Source organism: Staphylococcus condimenti (genome assembly GCF_001618885.1).
In the GTDB taxonomy this organism is placed as follows: Bacteria; Bacillota; Bacilli; order Staphylococcales; family Staphylococcaceae; genus Staphylococcus; species Staphylococcus condimenti.
In genome coordinates this window covers 583,597-600,562 of record NZ_CP015114.1, presented here as the reverse complement: position 1 = coordinate 600,562, position 16,966 = coordinate 583,597, and the positions used below count along the sequence as shown (strand labels likewise).

Here is a 16,966-nt window from a genome sequence, read left to right as displayed (position 1 = left end):
CTACAATGCAAATGATGGAGGGGTTTTTATTGAATAAAATCCAAGAGTCTTTTTTATACATGTTAAAAGTAGAACGATTTTTTTCTAAGCATACTTTAAAGTCTTACCACGATGATTTAGTTCAATTTAATGCATTTTTAGAACACGAGCATTTAAAATTAAAATCTTTTGAATATAAAGACGCAAGAAATTATTTGTCATTTTTATATTCAAAAGGCTTGAAAAGAACTACAGTTTCCCGTAAAATTTCTACGTTACGTTCTTTCTATGAGTTTTGGATGACACAAGACGATACAGTTGTTAATCCTTTTGTTCAACTTGTACATCCCAAGAAAGAACAATATCTGCCTCATTTTTTCTACGAAGAAGAAATGAGCGCTTTATTTGAAACTGTAGAAGCAGACGGTCATAAAGGTTTGCGTGACCGTGTGATTTTAGAATTGTTGTACGGAACTGGCATTCGGGTTTCAGAATTAGTGAACATCAAGTTAGAGGATCTAGATTTAAATTCACCTGGTGTTAAAGTGCTGGGTAAAGGTAATAAGGAACGATTTATACCATTTGGAAATATGTGCAGAGAGAGTATTGAACGTTATCTTGAACTATTTCCGCCTATTCAGAATGTAAGTCATGACTATTTATTAGTAAATATGAATGGCCGTCCAATTACTGAACGAGGTGTGAGATATGTTTTGAATGACATAGTGAAGCGGACAGCAGGAGTAACAGATATACATCCTCATAAATTGCGTCATACATTTGCAACACATATGTTGAATGAAGGCGCTGATTTGCGAACAGTCCAATCTCTTCTCGGTCACGTCAATTTATCAACCACTGGTCGATATACGCATGTTTCAAACCAGCAACTGCGTAAAGTTTATTTAAATGCACATCCTCGAGCTAAAAAGGAGAAATAATAATGAATAACTCTATTCATGCGACAACAATATTTGCTGTTAGACAAAATGGCCATGCTGCAATGGCAGGCGATGGTCAGGTAACTCTTGGCCAACAAGTGATTATGAAGCAGACAGCGCGTAAAGTTCGTAGATTATATAACGGTAAAGTATTAGCTGGGTTTGCTGGAAGTGTGGCAGATGCATTTACACTTTTCGAAAAATTCGAAACTAAGTTGCAAGAATTCAGCGGTAATTTAGAACGTGCAGCAGTAGAACTTGCTCAAGAGTGGAGAGGTGACAAACAATTACGCCAGCTTGAAGCGATGTTAATTGTAATGGATAAAAACTCTATTCTTGTTGTCAGCGGTACAGGTGAAGTAATTTCACCAGATGATGATTTAATTGCAATCGGTTCTGGCGGCAACTACGCTTTAAGTGCCGGACGTGCATTGAAACGTCATACAGAAATGTCAGCAAAAGATATTGCATATGCAAGTTTAAAAGTCGCTTCAGAAATTTGTGTCTTCACAAATGACAACATTATTGTCGAAGAATTATAAGTATTCTTTTTGGAATATAAACAACAATATTTTTCCTGAAATATGGAAATGAGTAAATTTGAAATATTGGAGGTTGATCGACGGATGGATGCTAGTGCTATCAAGCTTACCCCTAAAGATATTGTATCTCAGTTGAATGAATACATTGTCGGACAAAATGATGCAAAGAAAAAAGTAGCCATTGCTTTGAGAAACAGATATCGTCGCAGTCAGTTAGATGAAGAAATGAAACAAGAAATTGTTCCAAAGAATATATTAATGATCGGTCCTACTGGTGTAGGTAAAACTGAAATAGCTCGCAGAATGGCTAAAATTGTCGGTGCACCTTTTATTAAGGTGGAAGCAACAAAATTCACTGAAGTGGGTTATGTTGGAAGAGACGTTGAAAGTATGGTACGTGATTTAGTAGACGTTGCAGTAAGACTTGTAAAAGAAGACAGAAAAGATAAAGTGAAAGATGAAGCGGTTAAAAAAGCTAATGAAAAATTAGTTAAATTACTTGTACCGAGTTTGAAAAAGAAAGCAAATCAAAATGCAGGTAATCCGTTTGAATCTCTTTTTGGCGGTATGATGCCGAACTTCGGAAATAATGATGAAGAAGATGAAGAACCACCAACTGAAGATATTAAAACAAAACGTTCAGAAATTAGACGTCAACTTCAAAATGGTCAATTAGAAGAAGAAAAAGTACGTATCAAAGTAGAACAAGACCCTGGTGCTTTGGGAATGCTCGGTACGAATCAAAATCAGCAAGTTCAAGATATGATGAATCAATTAATGCCTAAGAAAAAAGTAGAACGTGAAGTACCTGTTAAAACAGCGCGTAAAATCTTAGCTGACGAATATGCTGATGAATTAATCGATCATGAAACAGCCAATCAAGAAGCATTAGAATTAGCTGAACAAATGGGAATTATCTTTATTGACGAAATAGATAAAGTAGCAAGCAACAACCAAGGCGGCGGACAAGATGTTTCAAGACAAGGTGTGCAAAGAGATATCTTGCCAATTGTTGAAGGTAGTGTTGTGCAAACAAAATATGGCAGTGTCAATACTGAACATATGTTGTTTATCGGAGCAGGTGCATTCCATGTGTCAAAACCGAGCGACTTAATTCCAGAATTGCAAGGACGTTTCCCAATCAGAGTAGAATTAGATAGTTTATCAGTTGATGATTTTGTGAATATTCTTAAAGAACCGAAATTATCATTAATTAAACAATATGAAGCGTTGTTGCAAACTGAAGAAGTTACTGTGAACTTTACAGATGAAGCAATTACTCGATTAGCAGAAATTGCTTATCAAGTTAACCAAGATACAGATAACATCGGTGCAAGACGCTTGCATACGATTTTAGAAAAAATGCTTGAAGATCTATCATATGAAGCGCCTGGCATGCCGAACGCAGTAGTTGATATTACTGCTCAGTATGTAGATGATAAATTGAAATCTATTTCAACTAATAAAGATTTAAGTGCATTTATCTTATAACTTATAATTATAAATATAAAAGGAGAAGAAAAATGAGTTTACTTTCAAAAACAAGAGAATTAAATACACTGTTGCAAAAACATAAAGGTATTGCAGTAGACTTTAAAGATGTTGCGCGCAAAATTAGTGAGGTTACTGTTACAAACGTGTTTATCGTATCACGTAGAGGTAAAATTTTAGGTCATAGCTTAAACGAATTGTTAAAAAGCAGCCGTATCAACCAAATGCTAGAAGATCGTCATATTCCAAGCGAATATACTGATAAATTAATGGACGTTAAACAAACAGTTTCTAATATTGGTATCGATGATGACTTATCTGTTTTTCCTCCTGAAAACAGAGACACATTCATCGACAGCAAAACTACTATTTTCCCAGTACTAGGCGGCGGAGAAAGATTAGGTACACTTGTATTAGGACGTGTATCTGATGATTTCACTGACAATGATTTAGTATTAGGTGAATATGCAGCCACAGTTTTAGGTATGGAAATTTTACGTGAAAAACATAGCGAAGTTGAACAAGAAGCTCGTGATAAAGCAGCTATCAACATGGCTATCAACTCATTATCATACTCGGAAAGAGAAGCTATTGAGCATATTTTCGAAGAACTTGGCGGAAAAGAAGGCTTATTAATTGCATCTAAAGTTGCTGATCGCGTAGGCATCACACGTTCAGTTATTGTAAACGCATTACGTAAATTAGAAAGTGCTGGTGTAATTGAATCTCGTTCATTAGGAATGAAAGGTACTTTCATTAAAGTTAAAAAAGAACAATTCTTAGATGAATTGGAAAAATCTAACTAATCATTTATTTTGTAACACTTAGTTTTCATTATTGCTTTATAAAATGAAATATGTTATATTTAATGACGGCTAAAGAGCCGATAACGCACATGAAAAGCTAAAGTATAAAGGGTGCGATGTTAATTTCGTCGTTTTTATACGAGCTTTTTGTGGAGGAAAATAACCAAATTGGAGGATTTTAATCATGGCAGTAATTTCAATGAAACAATTGCTAGAAGCAGGTGTTCACTTCGGTCACCAAACACGCCGTTGGAACCCAAAAATGAAAAAATATATTTTCACTGAAAGAAATGGTATCTATATCATCGACTTACAAAAAACAGTGAAAAAAGTTGACGAAGCGTACAACTTCCTTAAACAAGTATCTGAAGACGGCGGTAAAGTCTTATTCGTAGGTACTAAAAAACAAGCACAAGAATCTATTAAAAATGAAGCAGAACGTGCTGGTCAATTCTACGTTAACCAAAGATGGTTAGGCGGAATCTTGACTAACTATAAAACAATCTCTAAACGTGTAAAACGTATTTCTGAAATTGAAAAAATGGAAGAAGACGGTTTATTCGAAGTATTACCTAAAAAAGAAGTAGTTGAAATCAAAAAAGAATACGACCGTTTAATCAAATTCTTAGGCGGTATTCGTGATATGAAATCAATGCCTCAAGCATTATTCGTAGTTGATCCTCGTAAAGAGCGCAACGCTATTGCTGAAGCACGTAAATTACGCATCCCAATCGTAGGTATCGTTGATACTAACTGCGATCCAGATGAAATTGATTACGTTATTCCAGCAAACGACGATGCAATCCGTGCCGTTAAATTATTAACTGGTAAAATGGCAGATGCAGTCTTAGAAGGTCAACAAGGTGTTTCAAATGAAGAAGTAGCTGCTGAACAAAACATCGACTTAAATGAAGATGAAGTTGTTGAAGTAGAAGAAGTTAAAGAAACTTCTGTTGAATCAAACTAAGAATAATTCAAAAAGGGTGATAAGATATTAAAAGCTTATCACCTTTTTTTAAAAAGAATATTAATAAAAAATGAACTTCAAAACACAAATATTACTTTGTGTATGAAGTTGTAATAAAATAAATGAATAATCAGATATTGTAAGTTTAATGCAAGGCAAATAGAGTTATATTCATATTAAGAACTGATATACTGTATTTGAAATGATTATTACGTTATATAAATGGAGGAAAAATGAATGGCACAAGTTACAGCTAAATTAGTTAAAGAATTACGCGAAAGAACTGGCGCAGGTATGATGGATTGTAAAAAAGCGCTTGAAGCAACTGATGGTGACATCGAAAAAGCAATCGACTACCTACGTGAAAAAGGTATTGCAAAAGCTGCTAAAAAAGCAGATCGTATTGCTGCTGAAGGTATGACTCATGTTGAAGTTGACGGAAACGATGCAGTTATCGTTGAAATCAATGCTGAAACTGACTTTGTTGCGCGTAACGAAGGTTTCCAAGAATTAGTAAAAGAACTTGCGAAACATATTCTTGAAACTAAACCAGAATCTGTTGATGCTTTAATGGAAACTAAAATGTCTTCAGGCGAAACTGTTAAAGAACGTATCAATAAAGCAATCTCAACTATCGGAGAAAAATTAAGCTTGCGTCGTTTTGCAATCAGATCTAAAGGCGACAATGATGCTTTTGGTGCTTACTTGCACATGGGCGGACGTATTGGTGTGTTAGCAGTAGTTGAAGGTACTACTGACGAAGAAGCTGCTAAAGATGTTGCTATGCACATCGCTGCTATCAACCCTAAATATGTTTCTTCTGAACAAGTAAGCCAAGACGAAATTGCTCACGAAAAAGAAGTTTTAAAACAACAAGCTTTAAATGAAGGTAAACCAGAAAAAATCGTTGAAAAAATGGTTGAAGGCCGTTTACGCAAATATTTACAAGAAATTTGCGCAGTTGACCAAAACTTCGTTAAAGATCCAGACGTAACTGTAGAACAGTTCTTAAAATCTAAAGGCGGTAAATTAACTGACTTTGTTCGTTATGAAGTAGGCGAAGGTATGGAAAAACGTGAAGAAAACTTTGCTGATGAAGTAAAAGGACAAATGAAATAATTTTACTAAGTTGTTGAACAAGAAAGAAGACACCTTGTATATCTATATAAATGAACACATTTGTATCGGACATACCTTCTGTGTCTTCTTTACTTGTATCACTTACATATTTTTACGATAGAGAGGATAGGAAAATGGCTGAAACTTCTAAATATAATCGCGTTGTCTTGAAACTAAGTGGAGAAGCCCTTGCAGGAGAAAAGGGATTTGGTATTAATCCAATTATTATTAAAAGTGTTGCAAAACAAATTGCTGAAGTTGTTGAATTAGATTGTGAAATTGCAGTAATTGTTGGCGGCGGAAATATCTGGAGAGGTAAAACAGGTAGTGATCTTGGTATGGACCGTGGTACTGCAGACTATATGGGTATGTTAGCTACAGTTATGAATGCTCTAGCACTCCAAGACAGCTTAGAACAATTAGATTGCGATACACGTGTTTTAACTTCAATCGAAATGAAACAAGTTGCAGAACCATATATCAGACGTCGTGCAATCAGACATTTAGAGAAAAAACGTGTTGTAATTTTCGCGGCTGGTATCGGCAACCCTTACTTCTCAACAGATACAACAGCTGCTCTAAGAGCTGCTGAAGTTGAAGCTGATGTAATTCTAATGGGTAAAAATAATGTAGATGGCGTTTATTCAGCAGACCCTAAAGTTGATAAAAACGCAGAAAAATATGAGCACTTAACATATATCCAAATGCTTCAAGATGGTCTTCAAATCATGGACTCTACTGCAGCATCATTCTGTATGGATAATAACATTCCATTGAATGTGTTCTCTATTACTGAAGAGGGAAATATTAAACGTGCTGTTAAGGGCGAAAAAATCGGTACTACAATTACAAAATAAATTTGAGGTGTAATAAGATGAGCGACATTTTAAGCGAAACTAGATCAAGAATGAAAAAGTCAATTGAAAGTTTGTCACGCGAACTAGCTACTATTAATGCCGGTCGTGCAAATTCTAATTTGCTTGCTGGTGTAAAAGTAGATTATTATGGAGCACCAACTCCAGTTCAACAATTAGCAAGCATCAATGTTCCTGAACCACGTTTATTAGTAGTTTCACCATATGATAAAACTTCTTTATCTGATATCGAACGTGCGATTAATGCAGCTAACTTAGGTGTAAATCCATCTAGTGACGGCGAAGTAATCCGTATTATGGTCCCTGCATTAACTGAAGAACGTCGTAAAGAATTAGTTAAAGACGTTAAAAAAATGGGAGAAAATGCAAAAGTTTCTATCCGTAATATCCGTCGCGACAGTAATGATGATTTGAAGAAAGATGAAAAAGAAGGCGTTATTTCTGAAGATGAATTACGTACTGGCACTGATGATGTTCAAAAAATTACTGATGAATCTATCAAAGAAGTAGATAAAGTATTAGAAGAAAAAGAAAAAGACATCATGTCAGTATAATATCTCGCGCGAAATAAATGAGTTGAAAATATTGTGACCAAAACTGTACCAACTAAGACTTTGGTACAGTTTTTTAATTGTTCTATTCATTGCTATTAACGAGTGTGATAAAATGATAGATAATTGCATGAATAATCTATTATAATGTAACAGAGATAGATTGAGCTCGGAGGATAGACCATGTTTAAAAAGCTAAAAAATAAGAATCAATCTGAAGCTGATGGGACATATTCAGATTTAGATTTACATAATATACCCGAACATATAGCGATTATCATGGATGGTAATGGCCGTTGGGCGAAGAAACGTAAAATGCCGAGAATTAAAGGGCATTATGAAGGTATGCAAACAATTAAAAAAATTACTAGAGCTGCAAATGATATCGGTGTAAAATATTTAACTTTATACGCCTTCTCAACTGAAAATTGGTCCCGTCCTGAACAAGAAGTAAACTATATAATGAACTTGCCTGTTAATTTCTTAAAAACATTTCTTCCTGAATTGATAGAGAGAAACGTAAAAGTAGAGACAATTGGCTTTACGGATGATTTACCAGCTTCTACAATGAAAGCAATCAATCATGCTAAGGAAAAAACAGCACAAAATGATGGTTTGAAATTAATATTTGCTATTAATTATGGCGGACGTGCTGAAATTACAGATAGCGTTCGACGTATGTTTGATGATATGATTGAGCGAGGTCAGAAGAGTAGTGATATTACTGAAGAAACAATTAATAATTACTTAATGACAAGCCAATATCCTGATCCAGAATTGTTAATTAGAACATCAGGAGAACAACGTATCAGCAACTTTTTAATTTGGCAGATTTCATATAGCGAGTTTATATTTGACCAAAAACTTTGGCCGGATTTTGATGAAGAAGAACTTAAAAATTGTATTAAAATTTACCAGAAAAGACAGCGTCGTTTCGGTGGTTTATTATAGGAAGATAGGAGTATATTATGAGAGTTAGAACGGTAACGGCAATTATTGCTTTGTTAATCTTTTTACCCATACTGATTATCGGCGGACCTTTATTGATGTATTTCTCTTACATCTTGGCCCTCATCGCACTAAAAGAATTATTGAATATGAATAAAATCCGTTTTATTTCAATACCAGGGATTATTAGTGCACTCGGTTTGATTATCATTATGCTGCCTCATGATTTAGGAGCATGGGTAGCTGCAGTACAATTAAAAGGGCTTATTATTATGAGTTTTGTAATTTTAAGTTATACTGTCATGTCTAAAAACCGCTTCAGTTTCATTGATGCAGCTTTTTGTTTAATGTCAGTGGCTTATGTCGGTATTGGATTTATGTACTTATATGAAACGCGTGAAGCTGGGTTAGCATTTATTTTATTTGCCTTCTTAGTAGTTTGGACAACAGATACTGGTGCATACTTATTTGGGCGTGCTTTCGGAAAACACAAATTATGGCCAGTTATCAGCCCGAATAAAACTATTGAAGGATTTATCGGCGGTGTACTTTGCAGTTTATTAGTACCGCTTATTATGCAATTCTTTGTTGATTTCGATATCAACATTTGGATAATGCTTCTAGTTACAATCATTTTAAGTATGTTTGGCCAACTTGGTGATTTGGTTGAATCTGGATTTAAGCGTCATTTTGGTGTGAAAGATTCTGGTAAAATTTTACCTGGACACGGCGGCATTCTTGACCGTTTTGACAGTTTCATGTTTGTTTTACCATTACTTAACATTTTATTACTGCAAAATTAATAATTGTAAGGCATGTGAGAATTGCGAACAAATAGAAAGACGTTTGCACATCGGCATGCCTTTTTCTGTATCAGCGCTTAACATATTACTTGTACATGGCTCAAAATATCATTAATATAATATATTATGTTGAAAATTTTCAACTTACATATCTCATAAGTATTTGCGAGATAAATGCACTTATCTCCGTCGATACTTCAGAGAAATGAAATCTTAATTAGAGGTGGCCCATTTTGATAATTACTATATTAGCGTTTATTATCGTTTTTGGTGTCTTAGTTTCCGTTCATGAGTACGGCCACATGTTTTTCGCAAAACGCGCAGGAATTATGTGTCCTGAATTTGCTATCGGCATGGGACCCAAGATATTCAGTTTTAGAAAAAATGAAACATTATATACAATAAGATTATTACCAGTAGGCGGATATGTGCGAATGGCTGGTGATGGTATTGATGAAGTACCAGTTGAACCTGGTATGTCAGTCAAAATTAAATTGAATGACAAAGATGAAATTACTCACATTATCTTAGATGATCAGCATAAATTCCAACAAGCAGAAGTTATTGAAATTAAAAAATCCGATTTCAAAGATAAAATGTATGTAGAAGGTATTACATCTTACGACGATGAAAGACATCGTTTTTATATCGCAAAAGAAGCATATTTTGTTGAAGGCGGCAGTTTAATCCAAATTGCGCCACGTAACCGTCAATTTATGCATAAAAAACCGTATCAAAAGTTCTTAACATTATTTGCTGGTCCATTATTCAACTTTATTTTAGCGTTAGTGATATTTATTGGTCTTGCATATTACCAAGGCACACCGACTAACTCTATTAAGCAAGTTGCAGACAATTATCCGGCACAAGAAGCAGGGTTAAAAGCAGGAGATAAAATTGAACAAATCGGATCGCACAAAATCAGTACATTCGATGATATTCAAAAAGCATTAGACAGCAATAAAGATAAACCTGTGAAATTGACTTATGACAGAGATGGTAAAAATAAAACAGTAGAAGTAACACCTAAAAAAGTGAAAGAAGGCACTAAAGTAAGTCCTAAAATTTCTTATAAATTAGGCTATCAACCTCAATCAGAACATTCATCATTGATTGAACCTTTAACTGCAGGCGTACAACAATTTGTTAAAGCAGGTACATTAATTTTCACAGCCATCGTTGCAATGATCGGCAGTATTTTTACAGGCAATTTCTCCTTTGACATGTTGAATGGCCCGGTGGGTATATATCATAATGTTGATACTGTGGTAAAAACTGGTATCATTAACTTGATAGGTTGGACAGCACTTTTAAGTGTCAATTTAGGTTTAATGAACTTATTGCCGATTCCGGCACTTGATGGTGGACGTATACTGTTCGTTTTATATGAAGCAGTGTTCAGAAAACCAGTGAATAAGAAAGCTGAAACATATATTATCGGAGCAGGTGCTATTTTTGTCATTATCATTATGATATTAGTAACATGGAATGACATACAGCGTTATTTCTTATAAGAAACGGAGGATCATAGTTTTATGAGACAATCAAAAGTATTTATACCAACGATGAGAGAAGTACCAGCTGAAGCTGAAGCATTAAGTCATCGTTTGTTATTGAAAGCAGGTTTAATTAAACAAAGTACAAGCGGAGTTTATAGCTACTTGCCGCTTGCGACACGTGTATTGAATAAAATCACAGCAATCGTACGTGAAGAAATGGAAAGTATCGATGCTGTAGAAATTTTGATGCCTGCGTTACAACCATCTGAGTTGTGGGAAGAGTCAGGTCGTTGGGAAGCTTATGGTAGTGAATTAATGCGTTTAACAGATCGAAACGGTCGTCAATTTGCTTTAGGCCCAACACATGAAGAAGTAGTAACTTCTCTTGTTCGTGACGAAGTGAAATCATATAAACAATTACCATTAACACTTTTCCAAATTCAATCTAAATTCAGAGATGAAAAACGTCCTCGTTTCGGTTTATTACGCGGCCGCGAATTCATTATGAAAGATGCGTATTCATTCCACGCTGATGAAGCATCATTGGATGAAACGTATAACCAAATGTATGATGCATACAGTCGTATTTTTAAACGTGCCGGTATAAATGCGCGTCCAGTTGTTGCAGATTCTGGTGCAATTGGCGGAAGTCATACTCACGAATTCATGGCTTTAAGCGAAATTGGTGAAGATACAATTGTTTACAGTGAGAACAGTGATTATGCAGCTAACATCGAAAAAGCTGAAGTACCTTTTGAACTTAAAGAAAATAACGAAGCACTATTAGAATTAGAAAAAGTTGGAACACCTGATGCGCATACTGCACAAGAGGTCGCTGATTACTTAAATCGTCCTTTAGAACAAATTACGAAATCTATGATTTTTAAAGTAGATGGAGAATTTATTATTGTATTAGTACGAGGTCATCATGAAATCAATGATGTGAAATTAAAAGCATACTTCAAAACAGATAACATTGAGCTTGCGACACAAGATGAAATTATTAACTTAATCGGCGCAAAACCAGGATCAATCGGTCCAGTCCAAGAAAAAGGAATTAAAGTATATGCTGATAACTTTGTTCAAGATGCACCTAATTTAGTGATTGGTGCCAACGAAGACGGTTATCATTATATCAATGCTAATCCTGAGCGTGACTTTAATGTAGAAGCGTTCGGCGACTTCCGTTTCATCTTAGAAGGAGAACCTTTAAGTGACGGATCAGGTGAAGCTAAATTTGCTGAAGGTATTGAAGTAGGTCAAGTCTTCAAATTAGGTACAAAATATTCTGAAGCGATGAACGCGACTTTCTTAGATAATCAAGGTAAAGCTAAGCCATTAATTATGGGTTGTTATGGTATCGGTGTATCAAGAACATTGAGTGCAATTGTTGAACAAAATAGTGATGACAATGGCATTATATGGCCAAAATCCGTAACACCATTTGACTTGCATTTGATTACAATCAATCCTAAAAAAGATGATCAACGTGAACTTGGTGATCAACTCTATGCTGAATTACAACAATCATATGAAGTACTTTATGATGATAGAAAAGAACGCGCAGGTGTTAAATTCAATGATGCTGATTTAATTGGTCTACCAATTCGAGTAGTAGTGGGTAAACGTGCAGATGAAGGAATCGTTGAAGTCAAACGCCGTGATAATGGTGAAAGTGATGAAGTTGAAGTTTCAAACTTAGCTTCTTATATTGATAACTTATATACACAAATCTAAGTAAAACATTTTCCGAAGCTCTTTAAATAGGGTTTCGGAATTTTTTGGTTTTCTTATTAATTCGACTCCGATAGGCTTTCGAAGCAACATTACATCACATATTGCAGTTTTACTGTTTTTAGAATGAGGAAAAATTTGGTATAATACATAAGATGTTTCTAAAAAAGAACGTAAGAAAAGTAACCACGCTGTTTTGAAGTGTGGTTCTGTTTTTTCGTAAATGTAGTACTGCAACGTTTCCTCTGACATCCTCTATCAAACAACTGAGTTGTAATTCTTTTTTTGCAGTTCTACAATTTTATTTAATAAATCGTTAAGGTGGTAATTGTCTTGGCAATGACAAATCAAGAAAAATTTAAAGTTCTGGCCGATCAGATTAAAATTGCGAATCAGTTAGAACCTGAAATATTAGAAAAAAGTGAATTAACTCGTATTGATGTGTCGTCAAAAGCACGCACATGGCTATTCCAAATCACCTTGCCACATTTTTTATCTCACGAAGATTACTTATTATTTACTCACGCACTGACTGAAGAATTCAAAGACATTGCTACAGTCGACTGGCATTTCAAAGTTCAAAATACTATGAACCAAGATGAACATGCGATGAAATATTTTAACCATTGTATAGATCAAACGCGTTTATCACCAAAAGTAAAAGGGCAGTTGAAACAAAAACGTTTGGTTATGTCAGGGGACGTTTTAAAAGTAATGGTTTCAAATGATGTAGAAAGAGATTATTTCCATAAAGCATGTAATGGTAGTTTAGTTAAAGCTTACCGCCAATGCGGCTTTGATGTGAATAAGATTGTATTTGAAACAGATAATGATGGACAAGATGCAGATCTTGCTTCTCTAGAAGCTTACATTCAAGAAGAAGATCAACAAAGTGCAAAAGAAGCTACTGAAAAATTAGAAAAAATGAAAGCTGAAAAGGCGAAACAACAAGATAACAATGAAAGTACAGTAGCAAAATGCCAAATCGGCAAACCTATTCAAGTTGATAACGTACGTCCAATCGAATCTATTATCGAAGAAGAATTCAAGGTTGCTATTGAAGGCGTTATTTTCGATATGAATATTAAAGAGTTGAAAAGTGGACGTCATATCGTTGAATTAAAAGTAACAGACTACACTGATTCGCTTGTACTTAAAATGTTCACACGTAAAAATAAAGATGACTTAGAACATTTCAAAGCGCTAAGTGTGGGTAAATGGGTACGTGCTCAAGGACGTATTGAAGAAGATACATTTGTACGTGATCTTGTAATGATGATGTCTGACATTGAAGAAATCAAAAAAGCACCAAAACAAGATAAAGCGGACGATAAACGTGTTGAATTGCACTTGCATACTGCAATGAGCCAGATGGATGGTATTAACAATATCGGTGATTATGTAGCACAAGCTGCTAAATGGGGACATCCTGCAATAGCAGTAACAGATCATAATGTTGTACAAGCCTTCCCTGATGCTTTTGCGGCTGCAGAAAAAAATGACATTAAAATGTTGTATGGTATGGAAGGAATGCTCGTAGATGATGGTGTTCCGATTGCGTATAAACCGACAGACCGTATTTTAAAAGATGCAACGTATGTAGTGTTTGACGTGGAAACAACAGGACTGTCAAACCAATACGATAAAATTATTGAGTTAGCCGCTGTAAAAGTACATGATGGCGAGATTATTGATAAATTTGAACGTTTCAGTAATCCGCATGAACGTTTATCTGACACAATCAAAAACTTAACGCATATTTCTGATGATATGTTAGTGGATGCACCAGAAATTGACGATGTATTAACTGAGTTCAAGGAATGGGTTGGAGATGCAATTTTTGTAGCCCACAATGCTTCGTTCGATATGGGCTTTATTGATACTGGATACGAACGTGCCGGTCTCGGTAATTATACAAATGGTGTTATCGATACCTTAGAACTTTCTCGTACGATTAATACAGAATTTGGTAAGCATGGTTTGAACTTCTTAGCTAAAAAATATGGCGTAGAACTGACACAACATCACCGTGCCATTTATGATACAGAAGCAACTGCATATATCTTTATTAAAATGTTGAAACAAGTAGAAGAACTTGGAGTAACTAATCACAAAGATATTAATCAGTCATTATCTAATGAGGATGCTTATAAACGCGCTCGTCCAAGTCATATTACGATTTTGGTTCAAAACCAAGAAGGATTGAAAAACTTATTTAAAATCGTCAGTGAATCTTTAGTCACTTATTATTATCGTACGCCAAGAATTCCGCGTTCGTTGTTAGATGAGTATCGTGAAGGATTGTTGATTGGTACTGCTTGTGATGAAGGTGAAGTCTTTACTGCTGTAATGCAAAAAGATCAATCTCAAGTAGAGCGTATTGCGAAATATTATGACTATATTGAAGTGCAGCCACCAGCGTTATATCAAGATTTGATTGACCGAGAATTGATTCGTGATAATAAAACAATGGAAGAAATTTATGAACGATTGCTGAAAGCGGGAGAAGCGGTCAATGTGCCGATTGTAGCAACAGGTAATGTGCATTATTTAAATGAACATGATTCGATTGCACGTAAAATCTTGATTGCCTCTCAACCAGGTAACCCGCTTAATCGTTCAACATTACCAGAAGCGCATTTCCGTACGACTGATGAAATGTTAGATGCGTTCCATTTCTTAGGTGAGGAAAAAGCGCATGAAATTGTAGTTGAAAATACTCAAGCACTGGCAGACCGTATTGAACGTGTAGTTCCAATTAAAGACAAATTGTATACTCCGCGTATGGAAGGTGCGAATGAAGAAATTCGTGAAATGAGCTATGATAATGCGCGTAAATTGTATGGAGATGATTTACCGCAAATAGTAATAGATCGTTTAGAGAAAGAACTTGAAAGTATCATTGGTAATGGTTTCTCTGTTATCTATTTGATTTCTCAACGTTTGGTTAAAAAATCATTGAATGATGGTTACTTAGTAGGTTCTCGTGGTTCTGTCGGTTCTAGTTTCGTAGCGACTATGACAGAAATTACCGAGGTGAACCCGCTTCCACCGCATTATATTTGTCCAAAATGTAAGAAAAGCGAGTTTTTCAATGATGGTTCCGTTGGTTCAGGTTTTGACTTGCCAGATAAAAAATGTGAATGCGGCGCTGAAATGATTAAAGAAGGACAAGATATTCCTTTCGAAACTTTCTTAGGATTCAAAGGAGATAAAGTTCCTGATATTGATTTGAACTTCAGTGGTGAATATCAACCAGAAGCCCATAACTATACGAAAGTATTATTCGGTGAAGACAAAGTATTCCGTGCTGGTACTATCGGTACGGTTGCAGAAAAAACAGCATTCGGTTATGTCAAAGGTTATTTAAACGACCAAGGTATTCATAAACGCGGGGCTGAAGTGGACCGCTTAGTGAAAGGCTGTACAGGTGTTAAACGTACTACAGGTCAGCACCCTGGCGGTATTATCGTAGTACCTGATTATATGGATATTTATGATTTCACACCTGTTCAATATCCAGCTGATGACCAATCATCACCTTGGATGACAACGCACTTTGACTTCCACTCCATTCACGATAATGTATTGAAACTCGATATTCTAGGACACGATGATCCGACAATGATTCGTATGCTTCAAGATTTATCAGGTATTGATCCGAAAACTGTGCCGGTTGATGATAAAGAAACAATGCGTATCTTTAGTACACCTGAGTCTCTTGGAGTTACTGAAGAAGAAATTATGTGTAAAACAGGTACGTTCGGAGTACCGGAATTTGGTACTGGATTCGTAAGACAAATGCTTGAAGATACAAAACCGACAACATTCTCAGAACTTGTTCAAATTTCTGGTCTGTCTCATGGTACAGATGTATGGTTAGGCAATGCCCAAGATTTAGTCCGTTCAGGTACTTGCGACTTATCTGGTGTTATCGGTTGTCGTGACGATATTATGGTTTACTTAATGTATGCAGGTCTTGAACCGTCATTAGCCTTCAAAATCATGGAAGCTGTGCGTAAAGGTAAAGGATTGCAAGAAGAATGGGAAGAAATTATGAAAGAGAATAATGTACCTGATTGGTATTTGGATTCTTGTAAAAAAATCAAATACATGTTCCCTAAAGCCCATGCTGCTGCCTATGTATTAATGGCTGTACGTATTGCATACTTTAAAGTACATTATCCGCTTTATTACTATGCAAGTTACTTTACAGTACGTGCATCTGACTTTGACTTATTGACAATGATTAAAGATAAAGAAGGTATTAAAGCCGTTGTTAAAGACATGTATTCTAAATACATGGAACTCGGCAAGAAAGAAAAAGATGTTCTGACTGTGTTAGAAATTATGAATGAGATGGCACATCGCGGTTACCGCATGCAGCCGATCAGTTTAGAAAAAAGCCAAGCTTTTGAATTTATTATCGAAGGCGATACTTTAATCCCGCCGTTTATTGCAGTTCCGGGATTAGGTGAGAACGTAGCAAAACGTATTGTTGAAGCACGTGAAGAAGGGCCATTCTTATCTAAAGAAGATTTGAATAAAAAAGCTGGTTTATCACAAAAAGTTATCGAATATCTTGATGATTTAGGTTCATTACCAGGACTTCCAGACAAAGCACAATTATCAATTTTTGATATGTAATCACAACAAAGTAATGAAAAGCCTTGTCATTGTGCAACAATTGGCAATTAAAAGTCGACTGTGT

13 protein-coding genes are annotated in these 16,966 nt (G+C 35.4%); all 13 read left to right on the top strand.

Annotated features, from left to right (window positions below; all coding sequences use genetic code 11):
• Window positions 1-29 precede the first annotated feature (29 nt).
• The 13 genes from xerC (at window position 30) to A4G25_RS02930 (ending at window position 16,902) form a co-directional block, all read left to right on the top strand.
• A complete protein-coding gene (xerC, locus tag A4G25_RS02995) occupies window positions 30-920 on the top strand; it encodes a tyrosine recombinase XerC (protein ID WP_047131247.1) in 891 nt (296 codons plus the stop codon).
• Window positions 921-922: 2 nt separating this feature from the next.
• Window positions 923-1,462, top strand: a complete 540-nt coding sequence (gene hslV, locus A4G25_RS02990) for an ATP-dependent protease subunit HslV (RefSeq protein ID WP_047131246.1) — start codon at window positions 923-925, stop codon at window positions 1,460-1,462.
• An 84-nt stretch (window positions 1,463-1,546) separates the two neighbouring features.
• Entirely contained in the window at window positions 1,547-2,953 is a 1,407-nt protein-coding gene (gene hslU, locus A4G25_RS02985) for an ATP-dependent protease ATPase subunit HslU (protein ID WP_047131245.1), read from the top strand.
• Between the two features lie 32 nt (window positions 2,954-2,985).
• Window positions 2,986-3,759: a GTP-sensing pleiotropic transcriptional regulator CodY gene (codY, locus tag A4G25_RS02980; protein WP_047131244.1), complete on the top strand. Its 774-nt coding sequence runs from the start codon at window positions 2,986-2,988 to the stop codon at window positions 3,757-3,759.
• Between the two features lie 184 nt (window positions 3,760-3,943).
• The gene (rpsB, locus tag A4G25_RS02975) at window positions 3,944-4,726 is read left to right on the top strand and encodes a 30S ribosomal protein S2 (RefSeq protein ID WP_047131243.1); all 783 of its coding nucleotides are present in this window, start codon (window positions 3,944-3,946) and stop codon (window positions 4,724-4,726) included.
• 237 nt (window positions 4,727-4,963) lie between these two features.
• Window positions 4,964-5,845 carry a translation elongation factor Ts gene (gene tsf, locus A4G25_RS02970; protein WP_047131242.1) on the top strand — a complete coding sequence of 294 codons (882 nt, stop codon included), beginning with the start codon at window positions 4,964-4,966 and terminating at the stop codon, window positions 5,843-5,845.
• Window positions 5,846-5,979: 134 nt separating this feature from the next.
• A complete protein-coding gene (gene pyrH / locus A4G25_RS02965) occupies window positions 5,980-6,702 on the top strand; it encodes a UMP kinase (RefSeq protein ID WP_015900143.1) in 723 nt (240 codons plus the stop codon).
• A 17-nt stretch (window positions 6,703-6,719) separates the two neighbouring features.
• Window positions 6,720-7,274, top strand: coding sequence for a ribosome recycling factor (frr, locus tag A4G25_RS02960; RefSeq protein ID WP_015900144.1), 555 nt, complete (start codon window positions 6,720-6,722; stop codon window positions 7,272-7,274).
• A gap of 180 nt (window positions 7,275-7,454) precedes the next feature.
• Window positions 7,455-8,222, top strand: coding sequence for an undecaprenyl pyrophosphate synthase (locus tag A4G25_RS02955; protein ID WP_047131241.1), 768 nt, complete (start codon window positions 7,455-7,457; stop codon window positions 8,220-8,222).
• Between the two features lie 17 nt (window positions 8,223-8,239).
• Window positions 8,240-9,022, top strand: a complete 783-nt coding sequence (locus tag A4G25_RS02950) for a phosphatidate cytidylyltransferase (protein WP_047131240.1) — start codon at window positions 8,240-8,242, stop codon at window positions 9,020-9,022.
• Window positions 9,023-9,255: 233 nt separating this feature from the next.
• A complete protein-coding gene (gene rseP, locus A4G25_RS02945) occupies window positions 9,256-10,536 on the top strand; it encodes an RIP metalloprotease RseP (protein ID WP_082107843.1) in 1,281 nt (426 codons plus the stop codon).
• 21 nt (window positions 10,537-10,557) lie between these two features.
• Window positions 10,558-12,258: a proline--tRNA ligase gene (locus tag A4G25_RS02940; protein ID WP_047131238.1), complete on the top strand. Its 1,701-nt coding sequence runs from the start codon at window positions 10,558-10,560 to the stop codon at window positions 12,256-12,258.
• Window positions 12,259-12,594: 336 nt separating this feature from the next.
• Entirely contained in the window at window positions 12,595-16,902 is a 4,308-nt protein-coding gene (locus A4G25_RS02930; protein ID WP_103163125.1) for a PolC-type DNA polymerase III, read from the top strand.
• Window positions 16,903-16,966 lie beyond the last annotated feature (64 nt).